This is a genomic window from Caballeronia sp. SBC1, assembly GCF_011493005.1.
Classification (GTDB): domain Bacteria; phylum Pseudomonadota; class Gammaproteobacteria; order Burkholderiales; family Burkholderiaceae; genus Caballeronia.
In genome coordinates this window covers 3,582,585-3,600,286 of sequence record NZ_CP049156.1, presented here as the reverse complement: position 1 = coordinate 3,600,286, position 17,702 = coordinate 3,582,585, and the positions used below count along the sequence as shown (strand labels likewise).

Here is a 17,702-nt window from a genome sequence, read left to right as displayed (position 1 = left end):
ATCCTGTTACTTCGAAGACGCCCGCAAAAGCCGAGCAGCATCAAGCGCAAAGTACGTGAGCACGCCATCCGCGCCTGCGCGCTTGAATGCCAGCAGCGACTCCATCACCGCCTTGTCGTGATCGAGCCAGCCGTTTTGCGTGGCGGCCTTGATCATCGCGTACTCACCGCTGACCTGGTACACGTAAGTCGGAAAGCGAAACTCCTCCTTCACGCGATACACAATGTCCAGATACGGCATGCCCGGCTTGACCATCACCATGTCCGCGCCTTCCTCGATATCCATCCGCACTTCGCGCAAGGCTTCATCGGAATTCGACGGGTCCATCTGGTACGTCATCTTGTTGCTCTTGCCGAGATTCGCAGCGGAGCCGACGGCATCGCGGAACGGGCCGTAGAACGCCGACGCGTACTTCGCGGCGTACGCCATGATCCGCGTGTGAATGTGTCCGTCGCTCTCGAGCATCTCGCGAATTGCGCCGATCCGACCGTCCATCATGTCCGACGGCGCAACAATATCCACGCCCGCTTCGGCCTGTGCACGCGCCTGTTCAACGAGAATTTCGCTGGTTTCGTCGTTGATGACGTAGCCATGTTCGTCGAGGACACCGTCCTGTCCGTGGCTCGTGTAAGGGTCGAGCGCGACATCGGTAAGCACACCCAGTTCGGGAAAGTGCTTCTTCAACTCTCGAACGGCACGCGGAATCAGGCCTTCAGGGTTCGTCGCTTCGCGGCCATCAGGCGTTTTCAGCGAGGGTTCAATAGCGGGGAACAGCGAGATGACCGGAACGCCGAGTTCGACGCACTGCTCGGCCACCTTCATCAGCAAATCGACGGATGTACGCTCCACGCCCGGCATGGACGGAACGGCTTGACGCACATTCGATCCTTCGACAATGAAAACGGGATAGATCAGATCGTTTGTAGTCAGCAGATTTTCGCGCATCAGGCGGCGCGAAAAGTCGTCACGGCGCATGCGGCGCGGACGATGATGCGGATAGAAGCTCATGACTTTGTTTGGGGGATGATGGATAACGCGATTCGGGGGAACGGCTGCTGGCTCAACTGTCGCGACCGCTGCAGACATGCGGCACGACCGCCTCCAGAACCTTTTCGAGACAATGGTATATCATACCGATCGAGGTAGGCGCTTGGCGCCGAGCTCCCCGCTTCTCCTCCCTGAGCGGGTGCCTGTGATGATCGAAGGATTCGATCAGGCTGTTTGACCCGCCGTCATGCGGCGGGTTTTTTTATGCCAGCTGCACGAATCATCCCAACATTTGCCCGCAAAGCCTGTCCCTAGACGGCACCTGATCTATCTCACTGCGCTTCGTCTTCTGGAGCGATTTCCTCGGTTGCCTTCGGAATCAGCCAGCTTTCGATTTTCTCGTGGGCTTCATCCAGCCCGACGCGCTTTAGCGCGGAGAAGAGCTGCAGCGTCAATTCGCCGCGATATCCGGCCGCCGTGTACTCCTCGAACGCTTTCTTGGTTGCGCGCAACGTATTGATGCTTTCCTGTCGCGTCAATTTGTCGCATTTGGTCAATAAAGCGTGAATCGGCTTTCCGGTGGGCGCAAACCACTCGAGCATGATCTTGTCGAGTTCGGTCAGCGGACGGCGTGAATCCATCATCAGGATCATGCCGACCAACTGCGCGCGGCTTTGCAAATACGTGGACAGTAGCTGTTGCCAGTGTAGCTTGGCATTGCCCGAGACTTCCGCGTACCCATACCCCGGCAAGTCGACCACATGCGCCCTGGGCTGGTCCGCCGGGCCTATGGCGAAGTAGTTGATGTGCTGCGTGCGCCCGGGCGTCTTACTGGCGAACGCCAGCCGCTTCTGGTTGCACAGCAGGTTGATAGCCGTCGACTTGCCGGCATTCGAGCGGCCCGCGAAAGCGATCTCCGGCTGGGCCGTCGGCGGCAGGTCCTTCAGGTGATTGACCGTTGTAAAGAAACGGGCTTGATGGAGCAGAAATGACGACATGGGAAGACCGAAAGTGAAATTCTGTGGAAACTCGAGCTGTAAGGAGCCACTGAATACTGGGCTTGCCCCGACTGGCGTCTTTGCGTTTAGCGAGTTATTGTACAATACGACGGTTGTACGAAGACCAGCCAGGGCACGCAAGACCCAAGCGGGATAAGGAGTGAGACAGGTTAGAAGACAGATTTCAGGGCGCGCGCCGGGTGACTTTTTATCCCGTATCGAGTCCTCTGTCGGGTGTCTTGCAGTGCATCGGTAACCGTCGTTTTTTGCAGAACCTCACATTCTCACAAGACGAAAAACAGGGTACGCGAATGAACCGACTGTACAAGACTCTGATGGTCCTGGAATTAGCAGCAGCATTAGGAGCGGGGTTGGTAGGCTGGACAGTCACAGCGCAAGCGGCAGACGCAGGTGCATCGGGTACGCCCGGAGTCCCCGCCAAGCCTGACGTGACGAGGGGCCAGGCAATTGCCACCCAGGTTTGCGCAGCATGTCACGGAGCAGACGGCAACAGCGCCGGCGGCGCGTTTCCGAAGCTCGCAGGCCAGCATGCCGAGTACATCGTCAAGCAGTTGAAGGATTACAAGACGCAGCCGGGCGCGAAAGAGCCGGCGCGCAAGAACCCGATCATGGCCGGCATTGCGGGTGCGTTGAACGATCAGGACATGGTCAACGTGGCTGCGTATTTTGAGACACAGAAGGCTAAGCCGGGCTACGCGCGTGACAAGAACACCGTGCCGGTCGGGCAGAAGATTTACCGCGGCGGCGTTGCCGACAGGGGTGTCCCGGCGTGTGCCGCGTGTCATGGGGCAACGGGCATGGGCGTACCGGTGCAGTATCCGCGGTTGTCGGGCCAATGGTCCGACTACACGGCCGCGCAACTCACTGCGTTTGCACAGGGCACGCGCAACAACAGTGAGCCAATGCACACCATCGCACTGCGCTTGAATGAGGCGGAAGTGAAGGCGGTTGCAGACTACATTGCGGGCCTTCATTGACGGTCAATAAGCTTTGCTGACGGTCTGTAATCGTCCGTACGACCCGCCTGCATCAAGTGCGGGTCTGCATTAAGATGCGCGCAGCGTCGCCCGGACGTCACATGTGCGAGTCATAGTCCAGAAGTCATGGCTTAAAGTCATAGCCGAACGACGTACGAAGCCGGCCCGACGAGGCCGGCGCGCAAAATAAGAAAAAGGGTGGGATGCCGGTCAAAGACCGCTCGCGTCTCCACCCTTTTTTGCTGTTCAGCCGGAGTTTGAATGAGCGTCACCACGTCGGGATTGCAGTCGAAGTCGAACCGTAGCAGCGTACGCCACGCTATCGAAACAATCAGTTCGATGCGCTTCGCCATCGCTCTGCTCGTGATTCTCGCGATAGCAAGCATTATTGGTACGGTACTTACGCAGGAAGATCCGTACCCGAACTACGTCAATCAGTTCGGTCCGTTCTGGGCCGATATTTTCCGCGGCCTGAGCCTCTACAACGTATATAGCGCGTGGTGGTTCTTGCTGATCCTGATGTTCCTGGTGATCTCAGTGTCATTGTGCGTGATCCGCAATGGTCCGAAGATGATCGCGGACATGAAGAGCTGGAAGGATCGGGTGCACGAAGGCAGTCTGCGGGCGTTTCATCACAAGGGCGAATTCCCGCAGGTGGCAGGGTCGCGTGCTGAGACCGCCGCCAAGTTGCAGCGCCTCGTGGGCAAGATGGGCTACAAGCTCGTCACGCGCGAGACGGATAGCGGGGCGACGCTGATCGCGGCCAAGCGTGGCGCGCTGACGAAGCTCGGTTATATCTCCGCGCATCTGGCGTTCGTGATCATCTGCATTGGCGGCTTGCTGGACAGCAATTTGCCGATCAAGCTGCAGATGCTGCTATTCAACAAGACACCGATCGCATCGAACGAAGTCATCAACGACATCGCGCCGAATCACCGGCTGCCGACGTCGAATCCCACGTTCCGCGGTTACGCCTGGGTGCCGGAAGGGCAGCATGTCGCAACGGCCATCCTGAATCAGCAGGACGGCTCGCTGATCCAGGATCTGCCGTTCTCCATCCAGCTTAATAAATTCATCGTCGACTATTACTCGACGGGCATGCCGAAGCTGTTTGCGAGCGATATCGTCGTGATCGATCATGCGACCGGCAAGCGCATCCCGGCACGTGTGGAGGTGAATGAACCGTTCACGTACGACGGTATTTCGATCTATCAATCGAGCTTCCAGGACGGCGGCTCGAAACTCGCCATGACCGCGTGGCCCATGACCGGCGGCAGCGCGAAAACCACGCCGTTCGATGGCGCCATTGGTGGGACGGCGCCAATGAACCCGCAGATCATTGGCGGTCAGGGCGAAACCGTGGAGTTCACCGATTTCCGCGCGATCAACGTCGAAAACGTCACCGACGGCAACGGTTCGATCGATACCCGTGGTGTCGCCCAGACGCAGACGCTGAAGCAGGCCTTTGACGAACGGCTGGGTTCTGGCGCGAAGACGTCGAAGCCGACGGATCTACGTAACGTCGGGCCATCGGTGCAATACAAGGTACGGGGCACGGATGGTCAGGCGCGCGAGTTCAACAACTACATGCTGCCGGTCGACGTACAAGGCCAGCCGATGTTCCTCGCCGGCATGCGTCTCAGCCCGAACGATCCGTTCCGCTATTTGCGCATTCCCGCCGACGACCAAAGCTCGATCAAGCAGTGGATGAACCTGCGCGCCGCTCTGGAAACGCCCGCCATGCGCGATGAAGCGGCGCGTCGTTTCGCGAAGCGCTCGGTGCCGGAAGCGAACGCGGACTTGCAGAAACATCTGGAAGAAAGCGCGTCGCGGGTGCTGAACCTGTTCGCGGGCGCGGACGAAACCGGCGTGGCGGCGGTCCCAGGGCAGCCGGGCGCCACGTTGGGCGGTTTCCAGGCAATAGCGGGTTTTATCGATAAATCCGTGCCCAAGGGCGAGCAGGAAAAGGCGGCAGGTTTGTTGCTGCGCATGCTGGAAGGCGCGACTTGGGATCTTTGGCAGATTTCGCGGGCTCAGAACGGCCTGCCGGAAGCGCCGCCGGACGCGAAAAACACGCAATTCGTGCAATCGTCGATCAATGCACTTTCGGACAGCTTTCTGTACGGATCGCCGGTTTTTCTGCAACTCGATTCGTTTAAGCAGATCCAGGCTTCCGTGTTCCAGTTGACGCGCGCACCGGGCAAAAAAGTGGTGTATCTTGGCAGCCTTCTGCTCGTATTCGGCATTTTCTCGATGTTTTACGTGCGTGAACGTCGTCTCTGGTTCTGGCTCAAAGACACGGCAACGGGCGACACGAGCGTGTTGATGGCAATGTCCACTGCACGGCGTACGATCGATTACGAGAAGGAGTTCGCGCGAACGCGCGACGCGATCGGCGCCATGCTGGGCGTCAAGTCACAGCCGGTGTCCTCATCACCGCAAACGCCCGCGGACACCAAGTCCACCGGCTCGCAGGATTCAACTCGGTAAGAACATGGACCTCACACAAGCCTCCTCGCATTCGACTCTTGCGCAACAGCGCGCGGGCAAAGTGCCCGTCGATCCGGACCTCTTCGACGAACGTCCGTTTCTCAAGCGTCTCGGCGCGACCGACTGGCTGTTCGCGCTAGCGATGGTTGCCGGCGCGGGTTTCGCGCTGTTCCGGTATTACCCGTTCATGAACTATTACGACAAGCTGGTGCTGTGCTGCGCCGTGCCGGTGTTCGTGGTGCTCGGATGGCGCTGGAAGCCGGTGCGGCTGCTGATTGCGTGCATCGCGGTGATGTCGTTGTTGTCGTTGCAGCTTTATCACGGGGACCTCGCCCGCGCCGACACCAACTTCTTCCTCAAATACTTCTTGTCGAGTCAGTCGGCCATCTTGTGGATGAGCGCGCTGCTTGTGCTGGCCACCGTGTTCTACTGGATCGGCTTGCTTTCGCGTTCGCCTACTGGCGGCGCGATTGGTTCGAAGATGACCTGGGCAGCAGTGTTGATGGGCTTCACCGGTCTGATGGTGCGTTGGTACGAGTCTTACCTGATCGGTTCGGACGTCGGTCACATCCCTATTTCGAACTTGTATGAAGTTTTCGTGCTGTTCTGCCTGATTACGTCGCTGTTTTATTTGTACTACGAGCAGCACTACAGCACGCGCGCAATGGGCGCGTTCGTGCTGCTGGTGATCAGCGCGGCGGTCGGCTTCCTGATGTGGTATTCGATCGCCCGCGATGCCCAGCAGATCCAGCCGCTCGTGCCCGCGCTGCAAAGCTGGTGGATGAAAATCCACGTGCCGGCGAATTTCATCGGTTATGGCAGTTTTGCGCTGGCGGCCATGGTTGGCGTCGCTTATCTCGTCAAGGAACGCGGCATCCTGGCGGATCGCCTGCCATCGCTCGAAGTGCTCGACGACGTGATGTACAAGTCAATCGCGGTCGGTTTCGCGTTCTTCACCATCGCGACTATTCTTGGTGCGTTGTGGGCTGCTGAAGCGTGGGGCGGTTACTGGAGCTGGGACCCGAAGGAAACGTGGGCGCTGATTGTGTGGCTGAATTACGCCGCCTGGCTGCATATGCGCCTGATGAAGGGTCTGCGTGGCTCGGTGGCCGCATGGTGGGCATTGACCGGTTTGCTGGTCACCACGTTCGCGTTCCTGGGCGTCAATATGTTCCTCTCCGGCCTGCATAGTTACGGCAAGCTGTAATATCTGCCGCTAAACGCCGACAAAAAACCGCCACGCAAGATTTGCTGGCGGTTTTTTTATTGCCTGAGCGGAATAGCTGAAACCGATTCGGTGTTTGCCACGAATATAGCTATAGCAGCGGCGACGTGGACGCGGGCCGCAACACGAATGTCAGGGGTATCGAAATGGTTATGAAACATACACGTCAGCTTTTCGGGGACGACATCGCCCGAAGCGAGATCACGCCGCGCGCGTTCTTCGAGAACCGCCGGCGCGTGTTGCGCGCCGCGGGTGCGCTGGCCGCGACGGGACTCGTTGGCGTGAACGGCGAAGCGCTCGCCACGATGACATCGCCCGATGCAAAGGGCCAGAAGCTTGCCGCGACCACGAACACGAAGTTCGTCGCGCTGGACAAGGTGACGCCGTTCAAGGACATCACGAGCTACAACAACTTCTACGAGTTCGGCACGGACAAGGCCGATCCCGCGCAAAACGCGCACACGCTTCGGCCGCGGCCGTGGAAGATATCGGTGGAAGGTGAGATCAAGAACGCGAAGGTGTATGACATCGATGAAATCGTGAAACTCGCGCCGCTCGAGGAGCGCGTGTATAGGCTGCGGTGCGTGGAAGGGTGGTCAATGGTGATCCCGTGGATCGGTATTCCGCTGTCCGAAATCATCAAGCGGGCGCAGCCAACGGGCAATGCGAAGTACGTTCAATTCATCACGCTCGCCGATCCCTCGCAAATGCCCGGGCTGTCTGACCCGATTCTCGACTGGCCGTATTCCGAAGGTTTGCGCATGGACGAGGCGATGAATCCGCTGGCGCTGCTGACCGTCGGTTTGTACGGTGAAGTGCTGCCGAATCAGAACGGCGCGCCAGTGCGTGTAGTGGTGCCATGGAAATACGGCTTCAAGAGCGCGAAATCGTTGGTGAAGATTCGTTTTGTCGAGCAACAGCCGAAAACGAGCTGGAGTGAATATGCGCCGAAAGAGTATGGCTTTTACTCGAACGTGAACCCGAACGTCGATCATCCGCGCTGGAGCCAGGCAACGGAACGGCGCATTGGCGAGGACGGTTTTTTCACGCCAAAGCGCAAGACGCTGATGTTCAACGGATACGGCGATCAGGTTGCGTCGTTGTATCGCGGCATGGATCTCAAGGCCAATTTTTAAGGTTTAGGGGATAAGAATGGCAGTGGCTTCCGATGTCAAAACAAAGCCGGTAGCGCGTGTTGCGGTAGGTAGCGCGAACTGGATCGTGCCGGCGAAAGTGGCTGTATTTCTTGGCGGGTTGTATCCGCTCGCGCGTATCGTTCTGCTCGGTTTCACAGGCGGTTTGGGCGCTAATCCGATCGAATTCATTACCCGCTCGACCGGCCTGTGGACGCTCGTTTTCCTGTGCATCACGCTTGCTGTTACGCCGGTTCGCCGACTGACCGGCCTGAACTCGCTGCTGCGTTTTCGACGGATGCTCGGGCTATTTGCGTTCTTCTATGTCGTGCTGCACTTCACCACATACGTCTGGTTCGACAAATGGTTCGATGTCTTCGCCATCCTCAAGGACATCGTCAAGCGGCCGTTCATCCTGGTGGGTTTCTCGGCGTTCGTGCTGCTGATCCCGCTCGCCGTGACGTCGCCGAAAGCGATGGTCAGGAAGCTCGGTCGCCGCTGGCAAACGCTGCATAGGCTGATCTATCCGATCGCCGTGCTCGCGATCCTGCACTTCTGGTGGATGAAAGCGGGCAAGCACGATCTCATCTTGCCGAAGATCTATGGTTCGATCGTGGTGATCTTGCTGGCGTGGCGGGTGATTGTCTGGCTGCGCTCGCGAATTACTCGGGTACGCGCGGTGTAGCTCTGGCCGAATGATCGAGACATGCATGAAAAAGGACGACGCTTGAATGGCGTCGCCCTTTTTCATGCTGATCGGACCAACTGAAGTCAGTCCGGGAAAATCGATTCGCCCGCGAACAACTGAGTCACTTCTTCTCGTTCACGCACTCGCCGGGCACGTTCACGATCGACCATGACTTCAGCGGCGCGCGGGCGCGTGTTGTAGTTCGAGCTCATCACGAAACCGTAGGCGCCCGCTGAGAAAATCGCGATCAGATCGCCTTGTTCGATGGCAAGTTCCCGATCTTTGCCGAGCCAGTCACCGCTTTCGCAAACAGGACCGACCACGTCGTAGAGCTGCGCTTTCGTCGCACGCTTTTCCACCGCTTCCATGCGGTGAAATGCCTGATACATCGCTGGACGCGCGAGGTCGTTCATGCCGGCGTCGACGATGGCGAAATTTTTCTCTTCACCCGGTTTCAGGTATTCCACGCGCGTAAGCAACACGCCCGCGTTGCCGACCAGCGAGCGGCCCGGCTCGAAATATACTTCGCGATGACCGTGCCCGCGTTCATCGATATGCGCGAGCACCGCGCGCACGAATTCCCCGATAGCAGGCGGCGTTTCATCGTCGTACGTGATGCCGAGTCCACCGCCGACATCGACGTGATGAATGTTCGTGCCGTCCGCTTCGATCTGCTCAACGAGGTCCAGCAATTTGTCGACGGCGTCGAGATACGGGCTCACTTCGGTGATCTGCGAACCGATATGGCAGTCGATCCCGATCACGTCGAGGTTCGACATAGCCGCCGCTTGCTCGTAGGTCGCGCGAGCATCGGCGAATGCCACGCCGAACTTGTTCGACTTCAGGCCCGTGGAAATATACGGATGCGTTTTGGCGTCGACGTCAGGATTCACGCGCAGCGATACCGGCGCTTGTTTGCCCGCGGCTTTGGCCACTTCGTTCAGCGCGTGCAGTTCGGGAATGGACTCGACGTTGAAGCACTTCACGCCGGCATCGAGTGCTTCGCGCATTTCTGCCGTCGTCTTGCCGACGCCGGAAAACACGGTGTTTTCGGCCTTGCCGCCCGCAGCCAGCACGCGCGCCAGTTCACCCGACGAGACGATGTCGAAGCCCGCGCCAAGTCGCGCGAATACGTTCAGCACCGCGAGGTTGCTGTTGGCTTTCACAGCTACGTGGATAGTGGCGCGGCGGCCGTTGCAGGCATCGGCATAAGCTTTATATGCGTCAGTCAACGCGCTGCGCGAATATACATAGAGCGGTGTGCCGAACTGCTCGGCCAGCGACGCGGCCGAGACGCCTTCGACCTGCAGCACGCCTTCGGAGCGCGAGAATACGGATTGAGTCATGAGTTTTCTGGTTTTGCTGGCGCGCTTGGCCGGATTCGGCTCAAGCGCGGTGCGGCAGCGATTATTCGCCGGAGGAAGCGGCTTTGGGTGCCGATGCCGACTCGGGTGACTTCATGTTGTCGTCAGGGGAGAGTGACAGTGCCGTGCCGGATGTGTCGGGAACGTCGCCGGTACTCTCCACAGCCGAGGCCGAGGATGCTGCCGCCGGCGCGCTCGCGCTTTCCGCATTGCTCGCCGGCGCGCTCGCGCTTTCCGCATTGCTCGCCGGCAACGGCTGCATGCTGGCGGGACGCGCCGGGATCGGCGGAGTGGTGGGCAAGTAGAGCGGTCCACGCTGACCACAGGCGGCGAGCAGCGTGCCGGCGGAAATGGCCAAAGCCGCTACAATCGCGCTCATCCGAAAGACGACTTGCATTGCTGTCCCTGACTAATTAATCGATGGAGTTTAGCATGACCGACAACGAATACCTGACCCTCGCCGAGGCTGCGCTGGCGGCCATCGAGCGGGACGTGGACGGCCTCGAAGCCGATGTCGAATTCGAGCGCAGCGGTAATGTTTTAACGCTCGAATTCGAGAATCGTACGAAGCTGATCGTGAACTTGCAGCCACCGATGCACGAGCTCTGGCTTGCGGCAAAAGCGGGCGGCTTTCACTACCGCTATGTGGACGGCGCATGGCGCAACACGCGTGATGGCAGCGAGTTTTTTGAAGCGCTCAGCCAGTACGCCAGCGAACAGGCCGGCGAGCCGATCCGATTCTCAGCTTGATATCTGCCGTTTGATTTGGCGCTCAAGCCCCGGACTGGCCGGAGCTTGAATTCAGGACTTACTGTCCTTTGAACAGATTCATGATGTCCTGCTTTTCCTGCTCGCCGACCTGTGGCGCGGGCACAGTCGCTGTGCCGCTGACATCTTCCGGCACGGCCTGACTCACGCCGATAGTTGCGACGAAACCATGGCCCGGTGTCATGTCGTCGAAATAGAGTTCACCGCCTAGCGAGACCACATCGGGCGGCATGGTCGACTTGTATTCCGGCACCCCGCGCAACGCCCGGCTCATGTAGTCCATCCACACCGGCAGTGCGAGTCCGCCGCCCGTTTCCTTGTCGCCGAGACTGCGCGGCGTGTCGTACCCAATCCAGGCGATGGCCACCAGCGAATGCTGGTAACCGGCGAACCACGCGTCGTGGGAATCGTTCGTCGTGCCGGTCTTGCCCGCAAGATCGGTCCGCTTCAGCTGGTTCGTTCTCGCGCCCGTACCGCGTTGCGCCACGCTTTGAAGCAGGCTGTTCATCACATAAGCATTGCGCGGCGTAATGGCGAGCGGCGCGGTGTCGCCTGCGACCAGCGGCTGCGGATGCGAGACCACGGCGCCGCGCGGATCGGTGATATCCGCTATCAGATAGGGATTCACGCGATATCCACCATTCGCGAACACCGAATAGCCCGTCGCCATTTGCAGCGGCGTGACCTGGCCTGCACCGAGCGCCATAGGCAGATACGCGGGTTGACGCGAGGCATCGAAACCGAACTTCGTCACGTAGCCTTGCGCATATTTCGCGCCGATGTTGTTCAGGATGCGGATGGAGACCAGGTTTTTCGATTTCATCAACGCCGTGCGCATGGGCATGGGGCCGTCGAAACCGCCGCCGTAGTTCTTCGGCTCCCACGCCTGGCCGCCCGTTTCAGCGGCGCTGAAGTACAGCGGGGCGTCGTTGATGATGGTCGCAGGCGATAAGCCCTTTTCCAGCGACGCCGAATAGATAAACGGTTTGAAGCTCGAACCCGGCTGACGCCACGCCTGCGTGACGTGATTGAACTTGTTCTTGTTGAAGTCGAAGCCGCCCACCAGCGCGCGGATCGCGCCGTCCTGCGGCACGATGGAAATGAACGCGCCTTCCACTTGCGGCAGTTGCGTGATGACCCAGTTGTCGTCGTCGTTTTTCATCAGACGCACGATCGCGCCCGGCCGGATGCGCTGGTTCGGCTGCGCCCGCGTGCTGAGCGCGCTCGCGACAAAACGCAGATCGTTGCCTTGAACGACCGCGGTGTTGCCATCGATGAAACTCGCCTTCACTTGCTTGGGACCAGCCTCGGTGACGACCGCCGCCACGATCTCGCCGTTGTCGGGATGGTCGACGAGGGCGTCGTCTATAGCCTGCTCGCGATCGTCGGGGTCCGTAGGCAGATCAATGTACGCTTCCGGCCCGCGATACCCATGCCGGTGTTCATAATCCATCAGTCCTTTGCGCACGGCGCGATACGCCGCGTCCTGATCGGCGGAATCGATGGTCGTCACCACGTTCAGGCCCAGCGTATAAGCCTCCTCGCGATATTGCGTGTACATCATCTGGCGCACCATTTCCGCCACGTACTCGGCGTGCACACTGAACTCGCGTCCGGCGCCCTTCACCACAAGCGGTTGTTTCGCGGCGTCTTCATATTGTTGCTGCGTGATGTAATGCAGTTCGAGCATCCGTTCCAGGATGTATTGCTGGCGCACTTTCGCGCGTTTCGGATTGACGACCGGGTTGTAAGCTGACGGCGCTTTCGGCAAGCCCGCAAGCATGGCTGCTTCGGCGAGCGTGATGTCCTTCAGGTCCTTGCCGAAATAGACCCGCGCGGCACTCGCGAAGCCATAAGCGCGCTGTCCCAGATAAATCTGGTTCATGTAGACCTCGAGAATCTGGTCTTTCGTCAACGCGCGCTCGATCTTGTAAGCGAGCAGCATCTCGTAGATCTTGCGGGTGTAAGTTTTTTCGCTCGACAAGAAGAAATTTCGCGCGACCTGCATGGTGATCGTACTTGCGCCCTGGGACGCATGGCCGTTTGTCAGCGCCACCGCGCCAGCGCGCAGGATGCCGGTCAGGTCAACGCCGCCGTGGTCGTAGAAACGCGCGTCTTCAATGGCGAGCACTGCCTTCTTGAGGTAATCCGGCACGTCCTGGATACGCACCACGCTACGCCGTTCTTCACCGAATTCGCCAATCAGCACGTGATCCGCCGTGTAGATCCGAAGGGGCACTTTCGGGCGGTAGTCGGTGAGCGCCTCAAGGGACGGCAGATTGGGCTGGGCCACCACCAACGCATAACCCAGCACGAGCCCCGCGCTGACAATCATCCCGACAATACAAATTAACAATCCGAGCAGAAGCCTGATCCAGAGCGGGCGAACACGCTTCGGGGAGTCGGGATGACGGGACGGAGGGGACGACGGAGACTGAGATTGCATGGCACCACCAAAAAACGGTTCCGCGATTATAGCTGCCCAACTTTGCGGCTTTCGTCTGGCTTACTTGGGGTGTTGCGCGCAGGGTGCGGCGGCACCTTTTTCATCACGATAAGCGTTGACGGACTGAGACGGCTAACGTTTGCATCGCTTCTTTTAAGCGTTGTCCATGCTTGTTTCGTGCCCGTCGGCATCAGAGCCTTTTAAGCCCATCTCCCCTTTACGTTAGCCACTTGGACGAGTGGTGGCAACCACCGCAGCTGCCCACAATCGTTTCATTGCCAGCGCTCGAACGGTTCGGTGCGCGGCCTGGAACGAGAGGGTGAGCATGGGTACGGAAACACTATTGCGCGGATCGGTCTTGACCGTTACGCGCCGGTTTGCAGCCGGTATCGACATTACCGAGGGAGCCGTGAGGCTCGCTGTTGTCAGCAAGCGGTTGCAGGCGAACCGGCCGGTTTGTGTTGAGCGGCTAGAGGAGGTTCTGCTTGAGCCGGGCGTAGTAATAGGCGGAGATTTCATCGACCGGGCGGCTATCTCGGCCGCGTTGTGCGAAGCGTTTTCACGGCTGCCGGCGCGAGGCGCATTGCGCTCGCTGCGGTGTGCAATGGCGTTGCCGGCGTCGGCTACGCTGACCACGCGAGTGCCGCTCTCGCGGCTTACACAGACGAGCCAAGTGTCTATTTCGGCAACGGCGGGGCGTGATCCGCGCGGTTTGCTCGAGCCGGCCGTGCTGGCAGAAGCCGAACGCGTGGCGGGGATCGAGCGCGGCGCGCTGGCGGTCGACTGGTCTATCCAGGCGCTCGAGAACGGCGGCGCTGAAGTATGGATTGCAGCCACCGGGCGGCAATACGTGGAGTCGCGCATGGAAACGGCGGCGGCCGCGAACATTGTGTTGAGTGCGATCGATGGTGAACCGGGCGCGGCGCTGCGCGCCTTGCGTTATTCGGCAGCTATGGAGATTGATCCGCTGGAACGGTTCATCGCGTGCTGGGTGGAAAGCGCGGGACTGCACGCGTGGCTTGTCGGTGCGGATGGCGTGGAGAACGAGGTCCGTTACCCGTCGCCGGAGTACTCAAGCGCGGCTGAAGCTCTAACGGATCTGCTCGGCGACGATCCGCGTGTGCACTGGATTTATATCGGCGGGGATATCGATCTTCTCGATCGCGCAGGCGTTTCTACGTCAATGCTGGCCGCGTTGTTCGGCTGCCCGGTCATGCCGTTTGAATGCGCACCGTTTTGCAACGGCGCACAGCGAGTGGACGAACGTCTCGCGCATTCGCCGCTGTTTGCAGTGGCAATGGGACTTGCGCTGCGTGAGGTGACGCCATGAGCGCGATCAGTTTGCATGCCTTCAATCTGCTGCCGTACCGGTCGGGGGCGCGGCGTCGAGCCCGCAACCGTGCGCTCGCGCTGCTCGCGGGCGCCGGTCTGGCCGGATGTGCTGCGGTCGGCGCAGTGGCGGGCTGGGATGCGTTGGAGCGGGTGCGTATAGAAGAGAAACGAGACTCGCTCGACGTGGCGCTGCGGCAATTAAGTGCGCCGGTCGCAGAGCATGCCCGTCTGGTCGAGCGGCGAGCGCTGGAGCAGAGGGCACAGAGCGTCGCCGCACCACTAGCGGAGCCGCGCGCCCGGTTTCTCGGCCTGCTCGACGCGCTCGCACGCGGGACACCGCAAGGGAATATCGGTTTGCAGCGGGTGACGCAGCGCGTGAGCGAAGTGGAGCTTGCCGCCAGTGCGCCAGATTCACACACGGCTGCCGCGTGGCTGAAAGCGCTTGAAAAAGTGACGGGCGTACGGGCCGTGGAGATCGTGGAAATGCGCCAACGGGTGGCTGCTGTAAGGCCCACGGCAGTCGCTGTCGTGCGACCCGGCGCGGTGAATGCGCCGGACAAGACGAGCCCTTACGATTTCATCGCGGTCGTGCGTTGGACGCAGAGCATCGGCGGGGACGCAGCGCCCAAGCTGCTAAAGGCCGCTAAGCGAGAAGCGTCGTCGAAGCCGAAAGCCGCCGGCCGGAGCGTGCAATGAACCGCCTCGCTAAATCTTCCCACGGATTTCAATTGCTACAGCCTCTGGATGCCTGGAGCGGTTACCGGATCGCGCTCAGTGGCGTCGTGATTGCCGTGCTGGTATTTGCCGGCGGCGTGTCCTTGTGGCGGTCCTCCGATCTCAGCGGCGCGGAAGCGAGCCGTTTGGCGTCGCACGACGCGCAGCAGCGCCTCGACCGCGCACGAGCAATGACTGCGCAGCTGCCCGGCATGCGCGCGCGTTCAGGCGATGGTCCACCGCTCGCCCGTTGGACCGTCGCCGACGCACTTCACGAGCTGACTGCGCTCGCCGCTCAGAGCGGCTTGCGGATTGGCATGATTGAACCGGCGGCGCAAAAAGGTAACGGGCTCGAGATCGAGCGGCCGCTGAAATTTCGCGCCGAAGGTTCGTTCGGTGAGATCCGGCGGTTTCTCGACGCGCTGGAAGGGCTGCCTAGACTCGTCGTTCCGGCAGACGTGCAAATGAAACGAGTGGCGAATGCGCTTTCCCTGGAAGCTACGCTCAGAGTATTCGAGGACCTGCCGGCGATCGCGCGGCCGGAGCCGTCGCGCCGGGACGCGTTTGCTATCGATCCATTTGGTGTGAAGAACGGCGCGGGCGTGGGTGATGGAGGCGCGATGCTTCTTGTCGGCACTTTGCGTGCGCGGCGTCGTGCGATGGCATTGGTAGAAACGGCCGCGGGAGTCGATGGATTTCTGCCGGGCCAGATGATTGGCGACGAACGGCTTGGCAATGTGCGTTCGCGTTCGATCGAGCTCAGTCGCCCGGGCGGAGGCGCGCGGACGATCGGTTTCGCGGATGATCGGCCATGAAGACGCTGCGGTTTTTGCGGTCGTTAAGCCGTTCGGTGAGCGTGGTGCTTCCGGTTGTTCGTGGGGCGGCGGTCGTCGGCCTGTTCTCGTCGCCGCGGCGAATTTGCGCGTGTGGCATCGCGACCGCGTTGCTACTGGGGACTGTCAACGCGCACGCCGCAATTCCCCCTTTGCCACCCCTGCCCGAACCGTTTCCCGAGACGCTGCCAACGGACCAGTTCGCGGTTGAAGTTCCTGCTGCCGTTATTGCGAAAGGGTCCGATGAGGACGCAGCGTGGCTGACGCCAACCACAACGTCCGCCACCCCCGCTCCAGTGGACACACTTGATGCCACGCCTGCGCTAGAAGGGCCGCCGACCCCGTTGCCGCCTGTCGAGCGTATGAGCCGTGGTCCGGCAGACTCTGCAGCCACGTCGCTCGATGACGGCAAGCCGATCTCGCTGAACCTGAAAAATGCCGACTTGAGCGCCGTGCTGCAAACCTTCGCGAAGTTCTCAGGCGTCAACATTGTCGCGAGTGACAAGATCCGCGGGCTGGTCTCGCTGAATCTCGTCGACGTGCCGTGGCGGCGCGCGTTCGACACGCTGCTAGACGTGCACGGCCTGGCAATGGAGCGCCACGGCGAAGTCATCTGGGTTGCCCCGCTTAGTGAACTGGCGGCGCGAGAGCGCCTTCGCTATGAAGCGCACGCCCGTGCAGCCGATCTCGAGCCGCTCGCCAGCCGCACGTTTGTTCTGCGCTATCCGCGCGCCGATGACGTTCGCAAGCTCCTGACGGGTTCGGGCAGCCAGCGGGTGTTGTCGAAGCGCGGTTCTGTCATGGCGGATGCCCGCACCAACCTGCTGTTCGTCACCGACCTGGACGCCCGCGTCACGCAGATAGCCGAGCTGATCGCTCGGATCGACCAGCCCACGCCGCAAGTGATGATCGAGGCGCGCATTGTGGAGGGCGACACGGGTTTCTCGCGCAATCTCGGCGTGAAACTGTCGATGACGCCCACCGGCGACTCCACCGCGCGGGGTCTTGTAGCGGGCGCGGACGGAGCTGTGTTCGATTTATCGGCGCGGCCGATTGGCGGGTTCGACGCCGCGACCGCCGGCCTGACGCTATTCGCCGCGCAGGCTACGCGCCTGCTGAACGTCGAGTTGAGCGCGCTCGAAAACGAAGGCCGCGGCGAGATTGTGTCGAGTCCCCGCGTGATCACGGCGGATCGCGTGAAGGCGGTGGTCGAGCAGGGCACGGAATTGCCATATCAGGCGAAAGTGGGCAATGGCGTATCGGGCGTGCAGTTTCGCCGGGCCGCGCTGAAACTGGAGGTCGAACCCCAAATTACGCCGCATGGCCACGTGATCCTTGATCTCGATGTATCGAAGGACAGCGTCGGCGAGCAGACGGCAGCCGGCCCGGCGATCAACACCAAGCACGTTCAGACGCGCGTGGAGGTGGAGGACGGCGGCACGGTGGCAATTGGCGGGATATATTCCGCCGACGAGCGCGAAGATGTCACGAGGGTCCCGCTGCTCGGTAAAATCCCGGTATTAGGCTGGCTTTTTCGTCATACCGCGCGCCGCAATTCACGCAGCGAACTGGTCATTTTCATTACCCCACATATCGTTCCGGCGCGTCTGTGAGGGCCGTCGGCAAGCCTTTCCGACTCGACAAAGCGGCCCTTTTGCCCTTAAGCTCCCGCACGAACGGGACCAGAATCGGGACCGGAATCAATGCACAAGGAAGCGAGTTGGAA

At 60.5% G+C, this 17,702-nt stretch carries 15 protein-coding genes; 10 read left to right on the top strand and 5 right to left on the bottom strand.

Going from position 1 to position 17,702, the window contains the following annotated elements:
* Nucleotides 1-6 precede the first annotated feature (6 nt).
* Together hemB and yihA are read right to left on the bottom strand one after the other, a co-directional pair.
* On the bottom strand, nt 7-1,008 hold the full coding sequence (hemB, locus tag SBC1_RS16040; protein WP_097265639.1) for a porphobilinogen synthase: 1,002 nt from the start codon (nt 1,006-1,008) through the stop codon (nt 7-9).
* 311 nt (nt 1,009-1,319) lie between these two features.
* Nucleotides 1,320-1,985, bottom strand: a complete 666-nt coding sequence (yihA, locus tag SBC1_RS16035) for a ribosome biogenesis GTP-binding protein YihA/YsxC (RefSeq protein WP_165092712.1) — start codon at nt 1,983-1,985, stop codon at nt 1,320-1,322.
* Nucleotides 1,986-2,296: 311 nt separating this feature from the next.
* On the opposite strand from yihA, the gene SBC1_RS16030 reads away from it, so the two are divergent.
* The 5 genes from SBC1_RS16030 (at nt 2,297) to msrQ (ending at nt 8,516) form a co-directional block, all read left to right on the top strand.
* Nucleotides 2,297-2,983, top strand: coding sequence for a cytochrome c (locus tag SBC1_RS16030; RefSeq protein ID WP_165092711.1), 687 nt, complete (start codon nt 2,297-2,299; stop codon nt 2,981-2,983).
* Between the two features lie 261 nt (nt 2,984-3,244).
* Nucleotides 3,245-5,473, top strand: a complete 2,229-nt coding sequence (locus SBC1_RS16025; protein WP_165092710.1) for a cytochrome c biogenesis protein ResB — start codon at nt 3,245-3,247, stop codon at nt 5,471-5,473.
* 4 nt (nt 5,474-5,477) lie between these two features.
* Nucleotides 5,478-6,680 carry a c-type cytochrome biogenesis protein CcsB gene (gene ccsB / locus SBC1_RS16020; RefSeq protein WP_165092709.1) on the top strand — a complete coding sequence of 401 codons (1,203 nt, stop codon included), beginning with the start codon at nt 5,478-5,480 and terminating at the stop codon, nt 6,678-6,680.
* 170 nt (nt 6,681-6,850) lie between these two features.
* Nucleotides 6,851-7,834 (top strand): protein-methionine-sulfoxide reductase catalytic subunit MsrP, encoded by a 984-nt coding sequence (msrP, locus tag SBC1_RS16015; protein ID WP_371826740.1) that lies wholly within the window; start codon nt 6,851-6,853, stop codon nt 7,832-7,834.
* A gap of 16 nt (nt 7,835-7,850) precedes the next feature.
* Entirely contained in the window at nt 7,851-8,516 is a 666-nt protein-coding gene (gene msrQ, locus SBC1_RS16010; protein ID WP_165092707.1) for a protein-methionine-sulfoxide reductase heme-binding subunit MsrQ, read from the top strand.
* Between the two features lie 86 nt (nt 8,517-8,602).
* On the opposite strand, the gene lysA is transcribed toward msrQ, so the two are convergent.
* Both lysA and SBC1_RS16000 read right to left on the bottom strand, forming a co-directional pair.
* Nucleotides 8,603-9,865 (bottom strand): diaminopimelate decarboxylase, encoded by a 1,263-nt coding sequence (gene lysA / locus SBC1_RS16005; RefSeq protein WP_165092706.1) that lies wholly within the window; start codon nt 9,863-9,865, stop codon nt 8,603-8,605.
* Between the two features lie 61 nt (nt 9,866-9,926).
* The gene (locus SBC1_RS16000; RefSeq protein WP_165988502.1) at nt 9,927-10,280 is read right to left on the bottom strand and encodes a lipoprotein; all 354 of its coding nucleotides are present in this window, start codon (nt 10,278-10,280) and stop codon (nt 9,927-9,929) included.
* A gap of 35 nt (nt 10,281-10,315) precedes the next feature.
* Here SBC1_RS16000 and cyaY point away from each other — a divergent pair, with 35 nt between their 5' ends.
* On the top strand, nt 10,316-10,633 hold the full coding sequence (cyaY, locus tag SBC1_RS15995) for an iron donor protein CyaY (protein ID WP_165988500.1): 318 nt from the start codon (nt 10,316-10,318) through the stop codon (nt 10,631-10,633).
* A gap of 58 nt (nt 10,634-10,691) precedes the next feature.
* Here cyaY and SBC1_RS15990 read toward each other — a convergent pair whose 3' ends face one another.
* Nucleotides 10,692-13,097: a penicillin-binding protein 1A gene (locus SBC1_RS15990; protein ID WP_165092703.1), complete on the bottom strand. Its 2,406-nt coding sequence runs from the start codon at nt 13,095-13,097 to the stop codon at nt 10,692-10,694.
* A gap of 325 nt (nt 13,098-13,422) precedes the next feature.
* Here SBC1_RS15990 and pilM point away from each other — a divergent pair, with 325 nt between their 5' ends.
* The 4 genes from pilM to SBC1_RS15970 are packed head-to-tail and all read left to right on the top strand — an operon-like array spanning nt 13,423 to nt 17,589.
* Nucleotides 13,423-14,427 (top strand): type IV pilus biogenesis protein PilM, encoded by a 1,005-nt coding sequence (gene pilM / locus SBC1_RS15985; protein ID WP_165092702.1) that lies wholly within the window; start codon nt 13,423-13,425, stop codon nt 14,425-14,427.
* Nucleotides 14,424-15,125: a fimbrial assembly family protein gene (locus tag SBC1_RS15980; RefSeq protein WP_165988498.1), complete on the top strand. Its 702-nt coding sequence runs from the start codon at nt 14,424-14,426 to the stop codon at nt 15,123-15,125. Before pilM ends, SBC1_RS15980 begins: the two co-directional genes overlap by 4 nt.
* Entirely contained in the window at nt 15,122-15,958 is an 837-nt protein-coding gene (gene pilO, locus SBC1_RS15975) for a type 4a pilus biogenesis protein PilO (protein WP_165988496.1), read from the top strand. The genes SBC1_RS15980 and pilO overlap by 4 nt, the downstream gene beginning before the upstream one ends.
* A complete protein-coding gene (locus tag SBC1_RS15970) occupies nt 15,955-17,589 on the top strand; it encodes a type IV pilus secretin PilQ (RefSeq protein ID WP_165988494.1) in 1,635 nt (544 codons plus the stop codon). Before pilO ends, SBC1_RS15970 begins: the two co-directional genes overlap by 4 nt.
* Nucleotides 17,590-17,702: the final 113 nt, after the last annotated feature.